Genomic DNA, 18854 nt, shown 5'->3' with positions numbered 1-18854 from the left:
ACGGCGGGCAAAAAAATGCCGCTCTCGTGAGCGGCATTTTTCGTTGCGTCAGCCTGGCTACAGGCTGGCGGTCACTGGGCGACGGCGTTTTTCGCCAGGATCGCGTTGGCCAGCTCCATGTCGGTGGCCTGCAGGCCCGGGTTGTCGGCCCGGACTTTCTGCATCGCGGCTTCCAGGTACGGACCGCGGATGTTGCCTTCGCTGGCGACGAAGCTGCTGGCGTCGTCCTGGGCGGCGCCGATCAGCTTGTGATCCTTGGAAGTCAGGTAGGTGGACGCGGTGGTGGCGCCGGTGGAAAGGATGTTACGCCAGAAGCTGTCGGCCATTGCCGAACCTACAGGCAGGGAAAGCAGGGCCAGGGTGGCGACAGCTGTTTTGAGACGCATGGTGGGTGACTCCAACTAGGGGGGAAAACTGAGCCCTTTGATAGGCGTTGGCCCGATTGAGTTCCCTGCTGCTCCAACAAGCTTTCGCCTGTGTGGACAGGGGCTGAGCGGCACTTTGGCGCTGAGTCGGCGCACTGGAACGCAGCAGTCGCATTTGTCACCATGGGCGACTTTCTCGACTGCACGGATGCTTGCCTTGATTTTTGGCGCGATGATGTATGGAACCCTGCTGAACCTGGTGTTGCTGTCCTTTATCGGACTTCCCTTGCTGTTGATTGCCTTGCTCATTCCGGCCTGCCGACACCGGATGCGTCGTCAGCCCCTGCACTTCGGTGTGCTTGCAGGGGTATGCGTAATCATCGTGGTTTGCGTACTGTGGAAAATCCACCGGGACAATCAACTGAATAAGGCGCACCACCCGCAACTTGAGCAGGACGTACAGCTTGATGGCCTGCAATTGCCCGCAGGTGCCAAGCTGAATCTGGGAACGCTTGAACCTCTGGATGCGCAAGGCCGGCCGCAATCTCATGGACTGCGTAGCCTCTATTACGCCGAATTTGCTGCACCACACAGGATCAACGGTGTGGAGGTTACAGAGTTGCAGATGTACGGCAGCGGCCCTTTCTCAAAGATGCTGCTGAGCCGTGACCAGGTCGTTGCGGGCTGGCCCTGCGCTGGCGGCACCTGGGTAACGCTGGACATTGCCGACGCGGACCGCTTGCAGCCCAGCCGCTGGCGCTTCTCTGCCTGCACCCTGGTGACCGGGGCCGATGTGGCCGGGGTGAAGTGGCCGGACTCCAGCGAGGTCAGGCAGTACGACGGCAGGTTCAGCATCGACACCATCGGTCTGGCTTCACCGGCGGTGGTTATCCAGGGGATAGCGCTGTCGGACCTGAGCCTGGACCTCGACGAGCAGCGGCAACCCGGACGTTGGCGCGGGCAACTGGCGCAAGACCTGACCCTGGGCGATTGGCACTACCCCCGCGGCATGAGGGTTCGCCAGGACACGCCGGGAACCCTGATGTTCAGCCCGAGCAAGTCGGACCGCGCGCAGAACCTGCGTACGGGGGAAACGCTCGACGCGGGGCACTCGATACAGCAACGCCGGGAAAGCGGCGCGGTGCTGTGGATCAAGCCCAATGCCGGGTTGGGTGTACTCGACTGGTAGTGGGATAGCTCATCGCTGCTCGCTTTGTGGCGTGACCCGCAATATTTCCTCGAGGGTGGTCAGCCCGGCCGCGACTTTCTGCGCCCCGGACAGGCGCAGGCTGCGCATGCCTTCCAAGAAGGCCTGGCGGCGTATGGCGAGCAGGTCGGCGTCGGTGCTGATCAGGGCTTTGAGGCTGTCGCTCAACTGCATGATTTCATATACCCCGGCGCGGCCCCGGTAGCCGGTATCGCGGCATTCCAGGCAGCCGGTGGCGCCGTGGGCATGGCTGGGCAGCGGTGCCTGCCAGGGCCGGGTCAGGCTTTGCCAGTCGCCTTCGTCCAGGGTCAGCGGGGTCTTGCAGTGCGGGCACAGGGTGCGCACCAGGCGCTGGGCCATGACTCCCAGCAGCGTGGCTTTGATCAGGTAAGGCGCGACGCCCAGTTCCAGCAGGCGGCTGATGGCGCCGGGCGCGTCGTTGGTGTGCAGGGTCGACAGCACCAGGTGGCCGGTGAGCGCGGCCTGGATCGCCATCTCCGCGGTTTCCAGGTCGCGGATCTCGCCGATCATGATGATGTCCGGGTCCTGGCGCATCAGCGCGCGCACGCCGCTGGCGAAGGTCAGCTCGATGTTGTGCTGGACCTGCATCTGGTTGAACGCCGGCTCGACCATCTCGATCGGGTCCTCGATGGTGCAGAGGTTGACCTCCGGCGTCGCCAGCTTCTTCAGGGTGGTGTACAGGGTGGTGGTCTTGCCCGAACCGGTGGGGCCGGTGACCAGGATGATGCCGTTGGGCTGGCGGGTCATTTCCTGCCAGCGCCGCAGGTCGTCGCTGGAGAACCCCAACTGGTCGAAGTCCTTGAGCAGCACCTCGGGGTCGAAGATGCGCATGACCATTTTTTCGCCGAAGGCGGTGGGCAGTGTCGACAGGCGCAATTCCACTTCGCCGCCTTCCGGGGTCTTGGTCTTGACCCGGCCGTCCTGGGGTTTGCGTTTTTCCGCGACGTTCATCCGGCCCAGGCTTTTCAGGCGGCTGACCACGGCCATGGTGACCTGGGGCGGGAACTGATAGACGTTGTGCAGCACCCCGTCGATGCGAAAGCGCACGGTGCCTTGTTCGCGGCGCGGCTCGATGTGGATATCGCTGGCCCGTTGCTGGAACGCGTACTGGAACAGCCAATCGACGATGTTGACGATGTGCGCGTCGTTGGCGTCGGGCTCCTGATCGCTGGCACCGAGGTTGAGCAGTTGTTCGAAATTGCCCGGGGCGTGGCTTTTCTGGTCGGCGCTGGCGCCGGTGACCGACTTGGCCAGGCGGAAGAACTCCACGGTCAGCCGCTGGATTTCCACCGGGTTGGCCACCACCCGCTTGATCGGCAGTTTCAACACGTGGGTCAGGTCGGCTTCCCAGGCACTGACATAAGGCTGGGCGCTGGCCACCGTGATCGCCTCGGCGTCGATCGACACCGCGAGGATCTTGTGGCGCTGGGCGAAGGCGTAGGACATCAGCGGGGTCACGGCGGCGACGTCGATTTTCAGCGGGTCGATGCGCAGGTACGGCTGGCCGGCCTGTTGCGCCAGCCACAGGGTCAGGCTTTCCAGGTCCAGGCGCCTGCCGGGCCGGCTGAGGTCGTCCAGGTGCTGGCTGGCGAGAAAATCCAGCGGGTGCAGCTGGCTGTTGGCGGCATTACGACGGGTGGTCAGGGCGTGTTCGGCCGAGTCCTGGCTGATGAAACCCTGGGCGACCAGGTCGCGCAGCAGGTCGTTGAGATCCAGCCAGTGGTCCTGGGTAACGAGAGGAACGGACATGCGGGCTCCTTTGAACAATCCGGCAGCAGGCGGGTTAGATGCGCCTCTGACCACGCAATGCCAAGAATAGTCCCGGGATGGCGACCGCCAGTCGCCCAAGCGTTGCAGGGTTTTGCCTGGCGCCCTCAGCCGGCGGCCTGCAACGGCTCGCGCTCGGCCAGTTGCAGCTGTACCGAACACACGCTGATCAGGTTGCGCAGTTTTTCCGCGATGACCTGCGCGCGGTGCCAGCTCAGGCCGTCGAGCAGCACTTCCATCAGCAGCGAGCCGTCCTGCTGTTGCACCTGGACCTGCTGCGGCAGCAGGGACTGCAAGGCGAAATGATTGAGCACCCGGCACAGCACATCGGCTTCGGCGTCGGTGACCAGTTGGTAATGCACCCGGCAATGGGTGTTGGCGACATTCCACACATCGGCGCGGGAACTGACGGCTTCGAGAGAGGGCATGGGGTTCTCCAGATCAATGGAGAAATTTTTACATTCGGTTGCGGGTATTTCTTATCTAAGATGAACGTATTTTCCGGATTATCGAATTGGATAATTCGTCTTTAAAGATTATTGAGGGTTTTCTATGCATAGCGAGCTGGACGCTTACGACCGCCGCATCCTGGCGCTGCTGCAAGAGGACGCTTCGCTGTCCAGCGCGCAGATCGCCGAGCAGGTGGGCTTGTCGCAGTCACCTTGCTGGCGGCGGATCCAGCGGCTCAAGGAGGAGGGGGTGATCCGTGGCCAGGTGACCTTGCTCGACCGCAAGAAGATCGGCCTCAACACGCAGATCTTCGCCGAGGTCAAACTCAACGCTCACGGCCGTTCCAACTTCACCGAATTCACCGAGGCGATCCGCGGTTTTCCGGAAGTGCTGGAGTGTTATGTGCTGATGGGGGCGGTGGATTTCCTGTTGCGCATCGTCACGGCGGACATCGAGGCGTACGAGCGTTTCTTCTTCGAGAAACTGTCGATGGTGCCGGGGATCCAGGAAGTGAATTCGATCGTGGCGCTGTCGGAAATCAAGTCCACGACCAGCCTGCCCGTCCTGCGTTGATGCAGTTGGCGCTATCGCGAGCAAGCTCGTTCCTACAAGGGGTTACCGCCAACCTGTAGGAGCGAGCTTGCTCGCGATCAGGCCGTTACATGCGCAGCAAGGTCTTCCATGCGCGGTTCTGGAACACCGTGATCGCCTGTTGCTTGCGGGCATCCAGGGTTTCGTCGGTGATCGGCTCGTTGGCCAGCTGCGCCAGCTTGTTCAACTCGCCGTACAGGCGATCCAGCTCCGGGATTTCCAGCACGTTGCGCGCGTGATGCAACCAGGACTGGATGCGTTCGATGCGCGGCAGTTGTTCGGCCAGGTCTTCCGGCTGTTGCTGGTAGCGTGGCAGTTGCAGGGCGCTGGCTTCGTCGGCCAGCAGGCGCGGCAACCAGCTGCCCAGTTGCGCCGCACCCTGGCGGTTGCCACGGGTATTGCGCTCGGCGGTCCAGCTGCGGGCCAGCAACCAGCGCGAGGTGTTCAGCGAGAACAGGCCCCAGCGCACGTCCTGCAGCTCTTCGATGAACTGTTCGGGCGCGGCCTTGCGCACGTCTTCGTCGTCCAGGCCGGCTTGTACCAGCGGACGCCAGTCTTCCAGCAGGCCGTCCAGCGACGCGCGCAACTCGGCGGTCGCCTGGCGCGGCGCGGCCTGGCCCAGGCTGCTGACCAGGGCGCGCAGTTCCGCCAGGTTCTCGACCCAGTCCTGCAGCAGGCGCCAGTGACCGTTGAAGCGATACTGCTCGGCCAGGCGCTGGCTGCTGCCCAGCAGGTGCCAGGTCAGTGCGGCGAAGGCGTCGTCCAGCGGCGTTTGTGCGCTCAGTTCCGGGGCCGGCAGGCTCAGGGAGTAGCTGTTGGCGTCGAACAGGCGGTAGCCGCGCTCGGCCTTGCTGATGTCGCAGGGCATCAGCGGCAGGGTGGCGGCCAGTTCGGCGGCCAGCTCCAGCAGGGCGGCTGGTTCGCCTTCGCGCAGTTCCAGTTCCAGCTCGCAGATCTCTTCCTTCTGCTTGCCGGCGATCACGTGGCCCAGGTCCAGGGCGGCTTCGATCACCACCTTGGCCTTGCCGCGGCCCCAGGCGATTTCCGCGCGCTCGCGGACGAAATCAGTGGTGAAGATCGGCTTGAGGGTCTTCTTGTCCAGCTCGGCCAGTTGCTCGGGCCAGCATTCGCCGTCGAGTTTCTTCAGGTCGAGCTTGGCTTTGGCCAGGTGCCAGTCGTACTCGTTGCGTTCCGACAGGCCGGCGACGCTCTGGCCGCGGGTCTTGAGGGTCTGGATCACTTCTTCGCCGTCGCGGCGCAGGCGCAGGGCGACCTTGGCGTGGGCTAGGTCGCGCTCGGGCGTGTCGAAGTACTGGTTCATCAGTTCGCGGTGTTCCCAGCCACTTTTGTTGCGTTTTTTCAGGAGCGGGTGCTCACGCAGGGCGGCGAGGGTTTCGCGGCTGACGCGGAGTTTGATTTCGGTTTCTTTCTGCATGGCCGGAAAATCCAGGATCGGGAGCGCAGCCGGGGGAAATGTGTGGCTGCCAAGGCCGTGCAGTGTACAGGACTCGCCGCGTCGAGGTGCCGTGGCGGTTTATTCCTGTCGCAGGATGGCTCTATGATGGACTTCATCTTGGAGCCCGGGAGCCAGCGCATGCCATTGCCGTCCATGAAAGAGCAGTTCGCTGCGCTGATTGCCACACCTTCGGTCAGCTGTACCCAGCCGGCGCTGGATCAGTCCAATCGTGCGGTCATAGACCTGCTGGCGAGCTGGCTCGGCGACCTGGGTTTTGCCTGCGATATCCAGCAGGTCAGCCCCGGCAAGTTCAATCTGCTCGCCAGTTTCGGCAGCGGCCCCGGCGGCCTGGTGCTGGCCGGACACAGCGACACCGTGCCCTACGACGGCGCGCTGTGGCAGACCGACCCGCTGAAGCTCACCGAGGTCGACGGACGCTGGGTCGGTCTGGGCAGCTGCGACATGAAAGGCTTTTTCGCCCTGGTTATCGAGGCGGTCCGGCCGCTGCTGGACCAGCCTTTCAAGCAGCCATTGCTGATCCTCGCCACCTGTGACGAGGAAAGCTCCATGGCCGGCGCCCGGGCCCTGGCCGAAGCCGGCCGGCCACTGGGGCGCGCCGCGGTGATCGGCGAGCCGACCGGGCTGCGGCCGATCCGCATGCACAAAGGCGTGATGATGGAGCGCATCGATATTCTCGGGCGCAGCGGCCATTCCTCCGACCCGAGCCTGGGCCATAGCGCCCTGGAAGCCATGCACGATGCCATCGGTGAACTGCGCGGCCTGCGCCTGGCGTGGCAGCGAGAATTTCGTAACCCGCAGTTCAGCGTGCCGCAGCCGACCCTGAACCTTGGGTGTATCCACGGTGGCGACAACCCGAACCGGATCTGCGGTCAGTGCTCGCTGGAGTTCGACCTGCGGCCGTTGCCGGGCATGGACCCGCAGGCGCTGCGCGCGGCCATTCGGCAGAAGCTGGTGCCCGTGGCCGAGCGGCATCAGGTGAAGATCGACTATGCGCCGCTGTTCCCCGAAGCGCCGGCCTTCGAGCAGGCCGAAGACTGCGAACTGGTGCGGGTGGCCGAACGCCTGACCGGCCATCGCGCCGAAGCAGTGGCGTTCGGCACCGAAGCGCCTTATCTTCAGCGCCTTGGCTGCGAGACAGTGGTGCTGGGCCCGGGCGACATCGCCTGTGCTCACCAGCCGGGGGAATACCTCGAAATGTCACGCTTGCAGCCTACCGTGCATCTACTACGTGAACTGATTAACCATTACTGCCTGACGCCGGCCTGATTTCTACTAAATCACCGACGGCCAAGCCCGTACCTCAAGGAGAGCGAGCGTGTCGCCAAGCCTGTTCCGACGATAACCACCAGCCCGCTGTGCGTTTTCCCGTTTCGTCCTTTTATAGGCTGCTTCTTATTTACAGGCTCAGGTTATGCCCGATTACGTCAATTGGCTTCGTCACGCTTCTCCTTATATCAATGCCCACCGCGACTGCACCTTCGTGGTCATGCTGCCCGGCGACGGCGTAGAACATCCGAACTTCGGCAACATCGTCCATGACCTGGTGCTGCTGCACAGCATGGGTGTGCGCCTGGTGCTGGTGCACGGCTCGCGTCCACAGATCGAAGCCCGCCTGGCCGCCCGTGGCCTGACCCCGCATTACCACCACGGCATGCGCATCACCGATGCGGCGACCCTGGAATGTGTGATCGACGCCGTCGGCCAGTTGCGCATCGCCATCGAAGCGCGGTTGTCCATGGACATGGCGTCCTCGCCGATGCAGGGTTCGCGGCTGCGGGTCGCCAGCGGCAACCTGGTGACCGCCCGGCCGATCGGCGTGCTCGAAGGTGTCGACTATCACCACACCGGCGAAGTGCGCCGGGTTGATCGCAAGGGCATCAACCGCCTGCTCGACGAGCGCTCGATCGTGCTGCTGTCGCCCTTGGGCTACTCGCCGACCGGGGAAATCTTCAACCTCGCCTGCGAAGACGTCGCCACCCGCGCGGCCATCGACCTGGCTGCCGACAAGCTGCTGCTGTTCGGCGCCGAGCGTGGCCTGCTGGATGAAAGCGGCAACCTGGTGCGCGAACTGCGTCCGCAGCAGGTGCCGGCGCATTTGCAGCGTCTGGGCGGCAACTATCAGGCGGAACTGCTGGATGCCGCGGCCGAAGCCTGTCGGGGCGGAGTAGGGCGCAGCCATATCGTCAGCTACGCCGAAGACGGCGCGCTGCTGACCGAGCTGTTCACCCGTGACGGTGGCGGTACGCTGGTGGCCCAGGAGCAGTTCGAACTGGTCCGCGAGGCGGCCATCGAGGACGTCGGCGGTCTGCTGGATCTGATCAGCCCGCTGGAAGAACAGGGGATTCTGGTGCGGCGTTCCCGCGAGGTGCTGGAGCGTGAGATCGAACAGTTCAGCGTGGTCGAGCGCGAGGGGATGATCATCGCCTGTGCCGCGCTCTACCAGATCGCCGACTCCGACGCCGGGGAGCTGGCCTGCCTGGCGGTGAACCCGGAATACCGCCACGGCGGTCGCGGCGACGAACTGTTGGAAAGGATCGAAACCCGGGCCCGGGCCCAGGGCCTGAAAACCCTGTTTGTCCTCACCACCCGTACCGCCCACTGGTTCCGCGAACGCGGTTTCGCACCTAGCAGTGTCGAGCGCCTGCCTTCCGCGCGGGCCTCGCTGTACAACTACCAGCGCAACTCGAAGATCTTCGAAAAAGCCCTCTGAGCATCATTCCCTTCGGCAACCCGCTCTTGACAGGAGCGGGTTTTTGCTGTGCCCGCCGCAAGCGATTTATGTTTCAGAAAAATAAATTCGCGTGACACAAAAACTGTAACAAATTGACGCGACCATCGGCGCGAAGCCATTATTGCGTCGCCTTTTTGATACTGGTTGACGTATCTGGCTTATGTTTTAACTGATCGATCTAAAGATCAGCGGGGAAATACCATTCAGGAATCAGACGGTACGCCGATACCTTGTGCCACGGCTCGAGCAGGCATATCTACTGATATTCCAGAACGGTATGAAAAAGAATGAAATAATTCTTTTTGGGATTATGAAAAACTCATTACCCTGCAAGGAGCAAATCATCGCGATTAGACCTTGGTCGTAGACACAGTTGGTTACGATTGACTTATGAGTCACGGTCTGGCGCTAATCGCCCACCGATGGACCCGGGGCAGCAGACCCTGGGCCTGAGTACACAAGAATTAGAAACGAGAGGAGCGAAACATGAACAAGTCCACCTTGGCCCTGGCTGTGGCCGTTGGGGTTCTGGCGCAGCAGGCAGGCGCCGCCGGTTTCATCGAAGACAGCAAGGCCACTCTGGGTCTGCGTAACTTCTATATCAATACTGATAACCGTGATGCCGATACCAAGGCGTCCGGCGCACAGAACAAGCAGGAAGAGTGGGGCCAAGGCTTCCAGCTCAACTTCATTTCCGGTTACACCGAAGGCACCGTTGGTTTCGGTCTCGACGCCATCGGCCTGCTGGGTATCAAGCTGGACTCGGGCGGCGGCACCAACGGCGCCTCTGCTACTTCTTACGGCGGCACCGTCTTCCCGAGCGAGTCCAACGGCAAAGCAGTTGATAACTACTCCAGCCTGGGCCTGACTGCTAAAGCCAAGATCTCTCAGACTGAGCTGAAGCTCGGTACCCTGCAGCCAAAACTGCCAGTCATCGTGACCAACGATGGCCGTATGCTGCCGCAAACCTTCCAGGGCGGTCAGATCACCTCGAACGACATCAAGGACCTGACACTGGTTGGCGGTCAGATCGAGCATGCCAAGGGGCGTAACTCCAGCAACAACGAAGAACTGTCGATTGCCGGCGCCAACGCCCACACCGCTGCTGGTCGTGACAGCAACAAGTTCATCTACGGTGGTGGTGACTACAAGATCACTAAAGATCTGACCGCTCAGTACTACTACGGCAACCTGAAAGACTTCTACAAGCAGCACTTCGTTGGCCTGCTGCACAACTGGGCTATCGGCCCGGGCGTATTGAAGTCTGACCTGCGCTACTTCAACAGCCGTGACGACGGTGCCAACGGCCACGACTCGGCCTACTACACCACGGGCGACTACGGTACCGGCATCACCAAGGGCAAGGTTGATAACAACCTGATCAGCGGCTTGTTCCTGTACTCGGTTGCCGGCCATACCTTCGGTGGTGGCTACCAGGTCAGTAACGGTGACAGCGATTTCCCTTGGCTGAACCAGGGTGACGGTTCGTCGGCTTACCTGACTACCGACATGCAGATCGCCAAGTTCGCCCGTGCTGGCGAACGTACCTGGCAAGCTCGCTACTCCTACGATTTCGCCAAGGTAGGCGTGCCCGGCTTGACCGCTGGTGTGATCTATCTGCGTGGCGATAACATCGACACTTCCGGCAAAGAGGGTTCCGTTACCCCTCAGCGGACTGTTTCGGCGACCAACGCCAGCGAGTGGGAACGCGACCTGACCGTGGCCTACGTGATTCCGGAAGGTCCTCTGAAGAACCTGGGCCTGACCTGGAAAAACGCCATGTGGCGTAACGACATTCCGGGCCAGCGCTCGCAGGACGAAAACCGCCTGATCGTCAGCTACTCGATCCCGCTGTTGTAATCCGACGTTAAAACCTCGCCCGGCGCAATGCCGGGCGAGGTGTTGTCATCCAGGTCGGACCCACCCCCGCAGGTCCTCCCCGAAACCCCTCTTTACAGCTACTCAAGGCCTTCTCGAACCTTGTCGAGGATGGTGTGCCCTGGGCGTGCGCGAATCCAGTGAAGAGATTTTTAATATTCCTTTACAGTCTAAATAAATCGATATTTATTCTTTTTAAATATTCCCAGGCACAGGCACAGTAGGGCTCATAACGCACTCACAGGAGCAGCAACATGAGCCTCAGACTTGGCGACATCGCCCCCGACTTCGAACAGGATTCCAGTGCCGGCAAGATTCGCTTCCACGAGTGGCTCGGCGACAGTTGGGGCGTGCTGTTTTCCCATCCGGCGGACTTCACCCCAGTGTGCACCACCGAACTGGGATTCACCGCCAAGCTCAAGGACCAGTTCGCCCAGCGCGGCGTGAAAGCCATTGCCCTGTCGGTGGACCCGGTGGACTCGCACCACAAGTGGATCGAGGACATCAACGAAACCCAGAACACCCTCGTCAACTTCCCGATCCTGGCCGACGCCGACCGCAAGGTCTCGGACCTGTACGACCTGATCCACCCGAATGCCAACGACACCCTGACCGTGCGTTCGCTGTTCGTCATCGACCCGAACAAGAAGGTGCGCCTGACCATCACTTATCCGGCCAGCACCGGGCGCAACTTCCACGAGATCCTGCGGGTGATCGACTCGCTGCAACTCACCGACAACTACAAGGTGGCCACCCCGGCCAACTGGCAGGACGGTGATGAAGTGGTGATCGTGCCGTCGCTCAAGGACGAAGAGGAAATCAAGAAACGCTTCCCCAAAGGTTATCGCGCGGTCAAACCCTACCTGCGCCTGACTCCACAGCCGAATCGCTGACCCAAGACCGTAGGAGCGAGCGGGCGGCGATCCGACTTGCCCGCGAAAAGCGCGATTCGGCGCGCTGGGTCAGGGATGACGCTATCGCGGGCAAGCCTCGCTCCTACGGGGCCGTATTCACAAAGCAGGGGTTTTTGGGCCGTTTCGACGGCCTATTTTTTTGCCTGGAAAATGGCTTTTCTTATATTCATTTAATGAATAAACAAATGAAAAAATAAGATTTATGGATATATAAATAGGCTGTTAAGGTCTGCTCAGCTCAGCGAGATCGCAAACCGCGAATCGCCCATTACCGCTAAAGGAAACCTCTGCATGCTGGTCGTCTCACTCGGTGGCAGTCCCAGCCAACGCTCCCGCTCCGGGGTGCTGCTGGAACACGCCAAACGCTGGTTGCAGCAACAAGGTGTGGAAGTGGTCGACTATCAGGTCCGGGATTTCCCGGCCGAGGACCTGCTCCATGCGCGCTTCGACAGCCCGATGGTGATCGACCTGTTGCAACAGATCGAACAGGCCGACGGCTTGCTGATCGCCACCCCGGTCTACAAGGCATCGTTTTCCGGCGCGCTGAAAACCGTGCTCGACCTGCTGCCGGAACGCGCCCTGAACCACAAGGTGGTGCTGCCGATGGCCACGGGCGGCAGCATCGCCCACATGCTGGCGGTGGACTACGCGCTCAAGCCGGTGCTGTCGGCCCTGAAGGCCCAGGAGATGCTCCAGGGCATCTTCGCCGAGGACAGCCAGATCGCCTACGGCGAAGGCAGCGCCCAGGCGCAGCTGGCGCCAGCGCTGGAGCAGCGTCTGCGCGAAGCCCTGGAACAGTTCCACAGCGCCATGGCGCGGCGTCCCAAGCCGCTGGACCCGAATCTGTTGAATGACCGTTTGTTGAGTGCTCGCTGGAGCATTTGAGTCCGAAGTACTGGCCTTACTTAGCCGCCAACGGCCTAGCAGGTGCAGCCAAAACCCAACAGCAAAAAGGAGAGCGCCATGCGCCCTGTGATTTTGCGTCGTGGTCTGGTCGCTCTGTTTGCTGCGGCTGTGTCCTTCGGCGCCATCGTTCAAGCCCAAGCGGCCGAGACCCTGCGTATCGGCTATCAGAAATACGGCACCCTGGTGCTGCTCAAGGCCAAGGGCTCGCTGGAGAAGCGCCTGGCGGAGCAGGGCGTGCAGGTGCAATGGACTGAGTTCCCCGGTGGCCCGCAACTGCTGGAAGGGCTGAACGTCGGCTCCATCGACTTCGGCGTCACCGGCGAGACTCCTCCCGTATTCGCCCAGGCCGCCGGTGCCGACCTGTTGTACGTGGCCTACGAGCCACCGGCGCCGACCAGCGAAGCGATCCTGGTCCCCAAGGATTCGCCTATCAAGTCGGTGGCGGAGCTCAAGGGCAAGAAGGTGGTCCTCAACAAGGGCTCCAACGTGCACTACCTGCTGGTCCGCGCCCTCGAAGACGCCGGCCTCAAGTACAGCGACATCCAGACCGTGTTCCTGCCGCCCGCCGATGCCCGCGCCGCCTTCGAGCGTGGCAGCGTCGATGCCTGGGTGATCTGGGACCCCTATCAGGCGGCGGCCGAGAAGCAGCTGCAAGCCCGCACCCTGCGTGATGGCAGCGGCATCGTCGACAACCACCAGTTCTACCTGGCGACCAAACCCTACGCGCAACAGCATCCCGAGGTGATCAAGACCCTGGTGGAAGAAGTGCGCATGGTGGGCGAGTGGTCCAAGGCCAACCCGGACGAAGTGACCCAGCAGGTGGCGCCACTGCTCGGCCTGCCGGCGGACATCACCCTGACCTCGGTGAAGCGCCAGGGCTATGGCGCGCACTTCCTGACCCCGGACGTGGTGGCGGCCCAGCAGAAAATCGCCGACAGCTTCCACCAGCTCAAGCTGATTCCCAAACCCCTGAGTATCAAAGACGTGATCTGGACGCCTCCAGCCGCCGTTGCCAAAGCGCCGTAACTCGATCCCCTTAGGAGACAACTCCATGAGCCTCAATATTTTCTGGTTCCTGCCCACCCACGGCGACGGCCATTACCTTGGCACCGCCGAAGGCGCTCGCGTCGTCGACCACGGCTATCTGCAGCAGATCGCTCAGGCGGCCGACCGCCTCGGTTTCGGCGGCGTGCTGATCCCCACCGGACGCTCCTGCGAGGACTCCTGGCTGGTGGCGGCCTCGCTGATCCCGGTGACCCAGCGCCTGAAGTTCCTGGTCGCCCTGCGCCCCGGGATCATTTCTCCGACGGTGGCGGCGCGCCAGGCGGCGACCCTGGATCGCCTGTCCGGTGGCCGGGCGCTGTTCAATCTGGTGACCGGCGGCGATCCGGACGAACTGGCCGGCGACGGCCTGTTCCTCAGCCATGAAGAGCGCTACCAGGCTTCGGTGGAATTCACCCGCATCTGGCGCCGGGTGCTGGAAGGCGAAACCGTCGATTACGACGGCCAGCACATCAGCGTGAAGGGCGCCAAGTTGCTTTATCCGCCGATCCAGCAACCGCGTCCGCCGCTGTACTTCGGCGGCTCTTCGGAAGCCGCGCAGGACCTGGCCGCCGAGCAGGTGGACATGGTCCTGACCTGGGGCGAACCACCGGCCGCGGTGGCCGAGAAGATCGAGCAGGTCCGGGCCAAGGCCGCCAAGCAGGGGCGCAGCGTGCGCTTTGGCATTCGCCTGCACGTGATCGTGCGCGAAACCAACGCCGAGGCCTGGCAGGCGGCCGAGCGCCTGATCTCCCATCTGGACGACGACACCATCGCCCGCGCCCAGGCGTCCCTGGCGCGCTTCGATTCGGTCGGCCAGCAACGCATGGCGGCCCTGCATGGCGGGCGCCGCGACAAACTGGAAGTCAGCCCCAACCTCTGGGCCGGCGTTGGCCTGGTGCGGGGCGGCGCGGGCACTGCGCTGGTCGGCGATGGCCCGACCGTGGCGGCGCGGATGCAGGAGTACGCGGACCTCGGTATCGACACCTTTATCTTCTCCGGTTATCCCCACCTGGAAGAGTCGTACCGGGTGGCCGAGCTGCTGTTCCCGCACCTGGATATCGAACGTCCCGAGTTGCCCAAGGGCGCCGGGTACGTCAGCCCGTTCGGCGAAATGGTCGCCAACGACATCATCCCCAAAGCTGCGTCCCAGAGCTGAGGCGCGGCCATGAACAGACAAACCTTGTTCCATCGCCTGGCGCCCTGGGCCCTGCCGCTGCTGTTACTGGCGGTATGGCAGTTGTCGGTCTCGGCCGGCTGGCTGTCGACGCGGATCCTGCCGGCACCCAGCGCAGTGATCGAAGCCGGGGTCGGCCTGGTGCGCAGCGGCGAAATCTGGACCCACCTGGCTATCAGCGGCTGGCGCGCGGCGATCGGTTTCCTGATCGGCGGCGGCATCGGCCTGGCCCTGGGCTTTATCACCGGCCTGTCGAAGTGGGGCGAGCGCCTGCTGGACAGCTCGGTGCAGATGATCCGCAACGTGCCGCACCTGGCGCTGATTCCCCTGGTGATCCTGTGGTTCGGCATCGATGAGTCGGCGAAGATTTTCCTGGTGGCCCTGGGCACCCTGTTCCCGATCTACCTGAACACTTATCACGGCATCCGCAACGTCGACCCGGCGCTGGTGGAAATGGCGCGCAGCTATGGCCTGTCCGGCTTCGCCCTGTTCCGCCAGGTGATCCTGCCGGGCGCCTTGCCTTCGATCCTGGTGGGCGTGCGTTTCGCCCTGGGCTTTATGTGGCTGACGCTGATCGTCGCGGAAACCATCTCCGCCAGCTCGGGCATCGGTTATCTGGCGATGAACGCCCGGGAGTTCCTGCAGACCGACGTGGTGGTACTGGCCATCGTCCTGTATGCCGTGCTCGGCAAACTGGCGGACCTCGCCGCGCGTGGTCTGGAGCGTGCCTGGCTGCGTTGGCATCCGGCCTATCAAGTGGCCAAGGGAGGTGCGCAATGACGGCTCAACAACCTCCACGCCTGCTGCGCGGTATTCCGCTGGCGGTGCGCAAGCTGCAAAAGACCTTCGGTTCGCGCCAGGTGTTGCGCGAGATCGACCTGCATATTCCGGCCGGGCAATTCGTCGCGGTGGTCGGCCGTAGCGGCTGCGGCAAGAGCACCTTGCTGCGCTTGCTGGCCGGCCTCGACAAACCCACCGGCGGCGAATTGCTGGCCGGTGCCGCGCCGCTGAGCCAGGCCATCGAGGACACCCGCCTGATGTTCCAGGAGGCGCGCCTGCTGCCCTGGAAGAAAGTCATCGACAACGTCGGCCTGGGCCTCACGGGCGACTGGCGCCCGCAGGCCCTGGAAGCCCTGGAGGCGGTGGGCCTGGCCGACCGCGCCAATGAGTGGCCGGCCGCCTTGTCCGGTGGCCAGAAGCAGCGTGTGGCTCTGGCCCGGGCGCTGATTCACCAGCCACGCCTGTTGCTGCTGGACGAGCCCCTGGGCGCGCTGGATGCCCTGACCCGGATCGAGATGCAGCAACTGATCGAGCGCCTGTGGCAGCAGCATGGTTTCACCGTCCTGCTGGTGACCCACGATGTCAGCGAAGCGGTGGCGGTGGCCGACCGGGTGATCCTGATCGAAGAAGGCGAGGTCGGTCTCGATCTGCTGGTGGAGCTGCCGCGCCCACGGGTGCGTGGCTCCCATCGATTGGCGGCGCTGGAAGCCGAAGTACTCAACCGCGTGTTGTCGCTGCCCGGGTCGCCGCCCGAGCCGGAACCCGTTTCACCCTTGCCCACGCAATTGCGCTGGGCTCAGTAATAACCTCACTCCCTCTACCACGACAGGAATCAACATCATGACTATCAAGGCCATCAACGTTCGCAACCAGTTCAAAGGCACCATCAAGGAAATCGTCGAAGGCGACGTGCTCTCGGAAATCGACGTGCAGACCGCCTCCGGTATCGTCACGTCGGTGATTACCACCCGTTCGGTGCGGGAGCTGGAGCTGGCGATCGGCAGCGAAGTGATCGCGTTCGTGAAATCCACCGAGGTATCGATCGCCAAGTTGTGACCGGTGCGCGACAACCGGCCCCGGATGGCGTGAGCCCTTCGGGGCTTTTTTGTGGGCGCTGACGGCTGTAGCCGCTGCCGAGCCCTGCGAGGCTGCGATCGAGGTGGGCGGCATTCCGACGCAGCCTTTGCAAGCTTGGTATCGGTGGTTTATCCGAGGGCATGCATGGCCTGGTTTTGCGGCCGCGTTGCGGCCGGACGCAGCCTCGCGAGCTCGGCAGCGGCTACAGGGGCGTGCGCTTTGGCAGGTAAGGCGGCAGGTACAGCCCCAGGTAGGCATCGAACACCCGCATGCCTTCCTCGGCCATGCGCTCAGTGATTTGCCCATGCTGCTGGACCGAGCGCGCGTAGACGCGGTCGCCCAGTTCCATGGCCAGGGCGAACACATCGACGTCCGCGGGCAGCGCTGGCAGCTGGAAGTGCTGGTCGAACAGCTTGTGCATCAGGTCGCCCAGTTCGATGTCGTGCTGGCGGTCGGCCTGGGTGACCTCGGTGAGGCCATGCTGGGCCAGGATCAACTGGCGGGCCGCGGCGTCGGCGCTGTAGATGGCGAGCATGCGCTGTTCGACCAGGCGCGACAGGTCGTGCCAGTTGCCCAGGGCTGCGTGGTCGATGGGTTCTTGCAGGCAGGCGCGGAACGCGGCGTGGACGTCGGCGGTCAGGGCTTCGAGCAGGGCGGGAACGCTGGCGAAGAAGTGGTAGACCGAGGAGGGCGGAATCTCCGCGCGCTCGGCCACGCTGTAGATCGACAGGCTGGCCACGCCCTCGGCGGCAAGCAGGGTGCGGGCGGCATCGAGTATCGAGTCGATCCGGGCCTGGCTGCGTGCGCGGGGTTTGCGGGGGGTGGCTACGCGTGTCATGGGAGTCTCCTGCGGGGCAGCGGGCATTGTACGAGGCGTGTCGGGTGTTGTCTGCCAGGACGCCTTCGCGGGCAAGCCTCGCTCCTGCAAGATGGAAATGGCATACGCTCCGATCCTGTAGGAGCGAGGCTTGCCCGCGATCCGCCGCAAGGCGGCCATAAAAAAACGCCACGGGCCTTTGCGGCCGGTGGCGTTTTTTTGCAGCAGCCGCTTACACGGTGTGCAGGTACCAGTTGTACTCGAGGTCGGAGATCGAGTGCTCGAACTCCTCCAGCTCGCTTTCTTTACAGGCCACGAAGATATCGATGTATTTCGGATCGATGTACTTGGCCATGACTTCGCTGTCGTCCAGCTCGCGCAACGCATCGCGCAGGTTGTTCGGCAGGCTCTGCTCGTTCTGCTCGTAGGAGTTGCCTTCGGTTGGCGCGCCCGGTTCCACCTTGTTGACCAGACCGTGGTGCACGCCCGCCAGCACCGAAGCCATCAGCAGGTACGGGTTGGCATCGGCACCGGCGACACGGTGTTCGATGCGCACGGCATCGGAAGAACCGGTCGGTACGCGAATGGCCACGGTACGGTTGTCCAGGCCCCAGCTCGGCGAGTTCGGCACATAGAACTGCGCGCCGAAACGACGGTAGGAGTTGACGTTCGGGCAGAGGAAAGCCATCTGCGCCGGTAGGGTCTCGAGCACACCGCCGATCGCGTGACGCAGTGCGGCGTTCTGCTCGGGATCCTCGCTGGCAAAAATATTCTTGCCGTCCTTGTCCAGGACCGAAATGTGGACGTGCAGACCATTACCCGCCTGGCCTGGGTAAGGCTTGGCCATGAAGGTGGTGTCCATCTCATGGTCGTAGGCGATGTTCTTGATCAGACGCTTGAGCAGTACCGCATAGTCGCAAGCCTTGATCGGGTCGGCGACGTGGTGCAGGTTCACTTCGAACTGCGCCGGAGCACTTTCCTTGACGATGGCGTCGGCCGGGATGCCTTGTTCTTTCGCGCCTTCGAGAATGTCCTGCAGGCAGTCGACGTACTCGTCGAGGTCGTCGATCAGGTAGACCTGGGTCGAATGCGGGCGCTTGCCGGAGATTGGCGAGCGGGGCGGCTGTGGCCGGCCATTCACGTTCTCCTGGTCGATCAGGTAGAACTCCAGCTCGAAAGCCGCGCAGATGGTCAGGCCCAGCTCGTCGAACTTGGCAACGACTTGACGCAGCACTTCGCGCGGGTCGGCGAAGAAAGGGTCGCCTTCGAGTTCGTGCATGGTCATCAGCAGTTGCGCGGTGGGGCGCTTCTGCCAGGGTTCATTGCACAGGGTATCGGGGATTGGATAGCAGATTCGATCGGCGTCGCCGATGTCCAGGCCCAGGCCGGTGCTTTCCACCGTCGAGCCATTGATATCCAGAGCAAATAAAGAGGCCGGCAGGTTGATGCCTTTCTCGTAAACCTTGTGGAGGCTGGTGCGTTCGATGCGCTTGCCGCGCACCACACCATTCATATCCGCAATCAGAAGGTCAACGTACAGAACCTCAGGATGTTCCTTAAGGAACGCGTTCGCTTCGTTAAGCTGAACGGCACGCGGGGGTACCGACATGATGCAACACCTTTGTTGTTAAAAATATCAATCATTGATCTTTTCA

General features: G+C 62.8%; 18 protein-coding genes. 12 read left to right on the top strand and 6 right to left on the bottom strand.

The window, feature by feature from the left end; genetic code table 11:
• Positions 1-71: 71 nt before the first annotated feature.
• Positions 72-386, bottom strand: a complete 315-nt coding sequence (locus C4K27_RS29585) for a DUF2388 domain-containing protein (protein ID WP_007928261.1) — start codon at positions 384-386, stop codon at positions 72-74.
• 187 nt (positions 387-573) lie between these two features.
• Between C4K27_RS29585 and C4K27_RS29580 the strand changes: the two genes are divergently transcribed.
• Positions 574-1554, top strand: a complete 981-nt coding sequence (locus C4K27_RS29580) for a hypothetical protein (protein WP_053263044.1) — start codon at positions 574-576, stop codon at positions 1552-1554.
• Between the two features lie 9 nt (positions 1555-1563).
• On the opposite strand, the gene C4K27_RS29575 is transcribed toward C4K27_RS29580, so the two are convergent.
• Both C4K27_RS29575 and C4K27_RS29570 read right to left on the bottom strand, forming a co-directional pair.
• Positions 1564-3342, bottom strand: coding sequence for a type IV pilus assembly ATPase TfpB (locus C4K27_RS29575; RefSeq protein ID WP_053263043.1), 1779 nt, complete (start codon positions 3340-3342; stop codon positions 1564-1566).
• A gap of 125 nt (positions 3343-3467) precedes the next feature.
• Entirely contained in the window at positions 3468-3788 is a 321-nt protein-coding gene (locus tag C4K27_RS29570) for an ACT-like domain-containing protein (protein WP_009046101.1), read from the bottom strand.
• 124 nt (positions 3789-3912) lie between these two features.
• On the opposite strand from C4K27_RS29570, the gene C4K27_RS29565 reads away from it, so the two are divergent.
• A complete protein-coding gene (locus tag C4K27_RS29565) occupies positions 3913-4383 on the top strand; it encodes an Lrp/AsnC family transcriptional regulator (RefSeq protein WP_007928270.1) in 471 nt (156 codons plus the stop codon).
• Between the two features lie 85 nt (positions 4384-4468).
• Here the strand turns inward: C4K27_RS29565 and C4K27_RS29560 are convergent, their stop codons facing one another.
• On the bottom strand, positions 4469-5836 hold the full coding sequence (locus tag C4K27_RS29560) for a CYTH domain-containing protein (RefSeq protein WP_053263042.1): 1368 nt from the start codon (positions 5834-5836) through the stop codon (positions 4469-4471).
• 159 nt (positions 5837-5995) lie between these two features.
• On the opposite strand from C4K27_RS29560, the gene argE reads away from it, so the two are divergent.
• The 10 genes from argE (at position 5996) to C4K27_RS29510 (ending at position 16361) form a co-directional block, all read left to right on the top strand.
• Positions 5996-7144, top strand: a complete 1149-nt coding sequence (gene argE, locus C4K27_RS29555) for an acetylornithine deacetylase (RefSeq protein WP_037035237.1) — start codon at positions 5996-5998, stop codon at positions 7142-7144.
• A 145-nt stretch (positions 7145-7289) separates the two neighbouring features.
• Positions 7290-8588 carry an amino-acid N-acetyltransferase gene (argA, locus tag C4K27_RS29550; protein WP_009046098.1) on the top strand — a complete coding sequence of 433 codons (1299 nt, stop codon included), beginning with the start codon at positions 7290-7292 and terminating at the stop codon, positions 8586-8588.
• Between the two features lie 507 nt (positions 8589-9095).
• Positions 9096-10469 carry an OprD family porin gene (locus C4K27_RS29545; RefSeq protein ID WP_007928274.1) on the top strand — a complete coding sequence of 458 codons (1374 nt, stop codon included), beginning with the start codon at positions 9096-9098 and terminating at the stop codon, positions 10467-10469.
• A gap of 272 nt (positions 10470-10741) precedes the next feature.
• Entirely contained in the window at positions 10742-11380 is a 639-nt protein-coding gene (locus C4K27_RS29540) for a peroxiredoxin (RefSeq protein ID WP_009046096.1), read from the top strand.
• 312 nt (positions 11381-11692) lie between these two features.
• On the top strand, positions 11693-12286 hold the full coding sequence (gene ssuE, locus C4K27_RS29535; RefSeq protein WP_007928287.1) for an NADPH-dependent FMN reductase: 594 nt from the start codon (positions 11693-11695) through the stop codon (positions 12284-12286).
• Between the two features lie 78 nt (positions 12287-12364).
• A complete protein-coding gene (locus C4K27_RS29530) occupies positions 12365-13333 on the top strand; it encodes a sulfonate ABC transporter substrate-binding protein (RefSeq protein WP_053263041.1) in 969 nt (322 codons plus the stop codon).
• Between the two features lie 25 nt (positions 13334-13358).
• On the top strand, positions 13359-14507 hold the full coding sequence (gene ssuD, locus C4K27_RS29525) for an FMNH2-dependent alkanesulfonate monooxygenase (RefSeq protein WP_053263040.1): 1149 nt from the start codon (positions 13359-13361) through the stop codon (positions 14505-14507).
• A gap of 9 nt (positions 14508-14516) precedes the next feature.
• On the top strand, positions 14517-15305 hold the full coding sequence (ssuC, locus tag C4K27_RS29520) for an aliphatic sulfonate ABC transporter permease SsuC (protein WP_053263039.1): 789 nt from the start codon (positions 14517-14519) through the stop codon (positions 15303-15305).
• Positions 15302-16108 (top strand): aliphatic sulfonates ABC transporter ATP-binding protein, encoded by an 807-nt coding sequence (ssuB, locus tag C4K27_RS29515; protein WP_053263038.1) that lies wholly within the window; start codon positions 15302-15304, stop codon positions 16106-16108. Before ssuC ends, ssuB begins: the two co-directional genes overlap by 4 nt.
• 37 nt (positions 16109-16145) lie before the next feature.
• Positions 16146-16361 carry a TOBE domain-containing protein gene (locus tag C4K27_RS29510; RefSeq protein ID WP_007928303.1) on the top strand — a complete coding sequence of 72 codons (216 nt, stop codon included), beginning with the start codon at positions 16146-16148 and terminating at the stop codon, positions 16359-16361.
• A gap of 223 nt (positions 16362-16584) precedes the next feature.
• Here the strand turns inward: C4K27_RS29510 and C4K27_RS29505 are convergent, their stop codons facing one another.
• A complete protein-coding gene (locus tag C4K27_RS29505) occupies positions 16585-17220 on the bottom strand; it encodes a TetR/AcrR family transcriptional regulator (protein ID WP_053263037.1) in 636 nt (211 codons plus the stop codon).
• Between the two features lie 211 nt (positions 17221-17431).
• Positions 17432-18808 carry a glutamine synthetase family protein gene (locus tag C4K27_RS29500; protein WP_007928314.1) on the bottom strand — a complete coding sequence of 459 codons (1377 nt, stop codon included), beginning with the start codon at positions 18806-18808 and terminating at the stop codon, positions 17432-17434.
• Positions 18809-18854 lie beyond the last annotated feature (46 nt).

Source organism: Pseudomonas chlororaphis subsp. chlororaphis (genome assembly GCF_003945765.1).
Lineage (GTDB): Bacteria > Pseudomonadota > Gammaproteobacteria > Pseudomonadales > Pseudomonadaceae > Aquipseudomonas > Aquipseudomonas chlororaphis.
The sequence above is the reverse complement of the archived record's forward strand: the minus strand, read 5'-3'. Positions and strand labels throughout refer to the sequence as shown.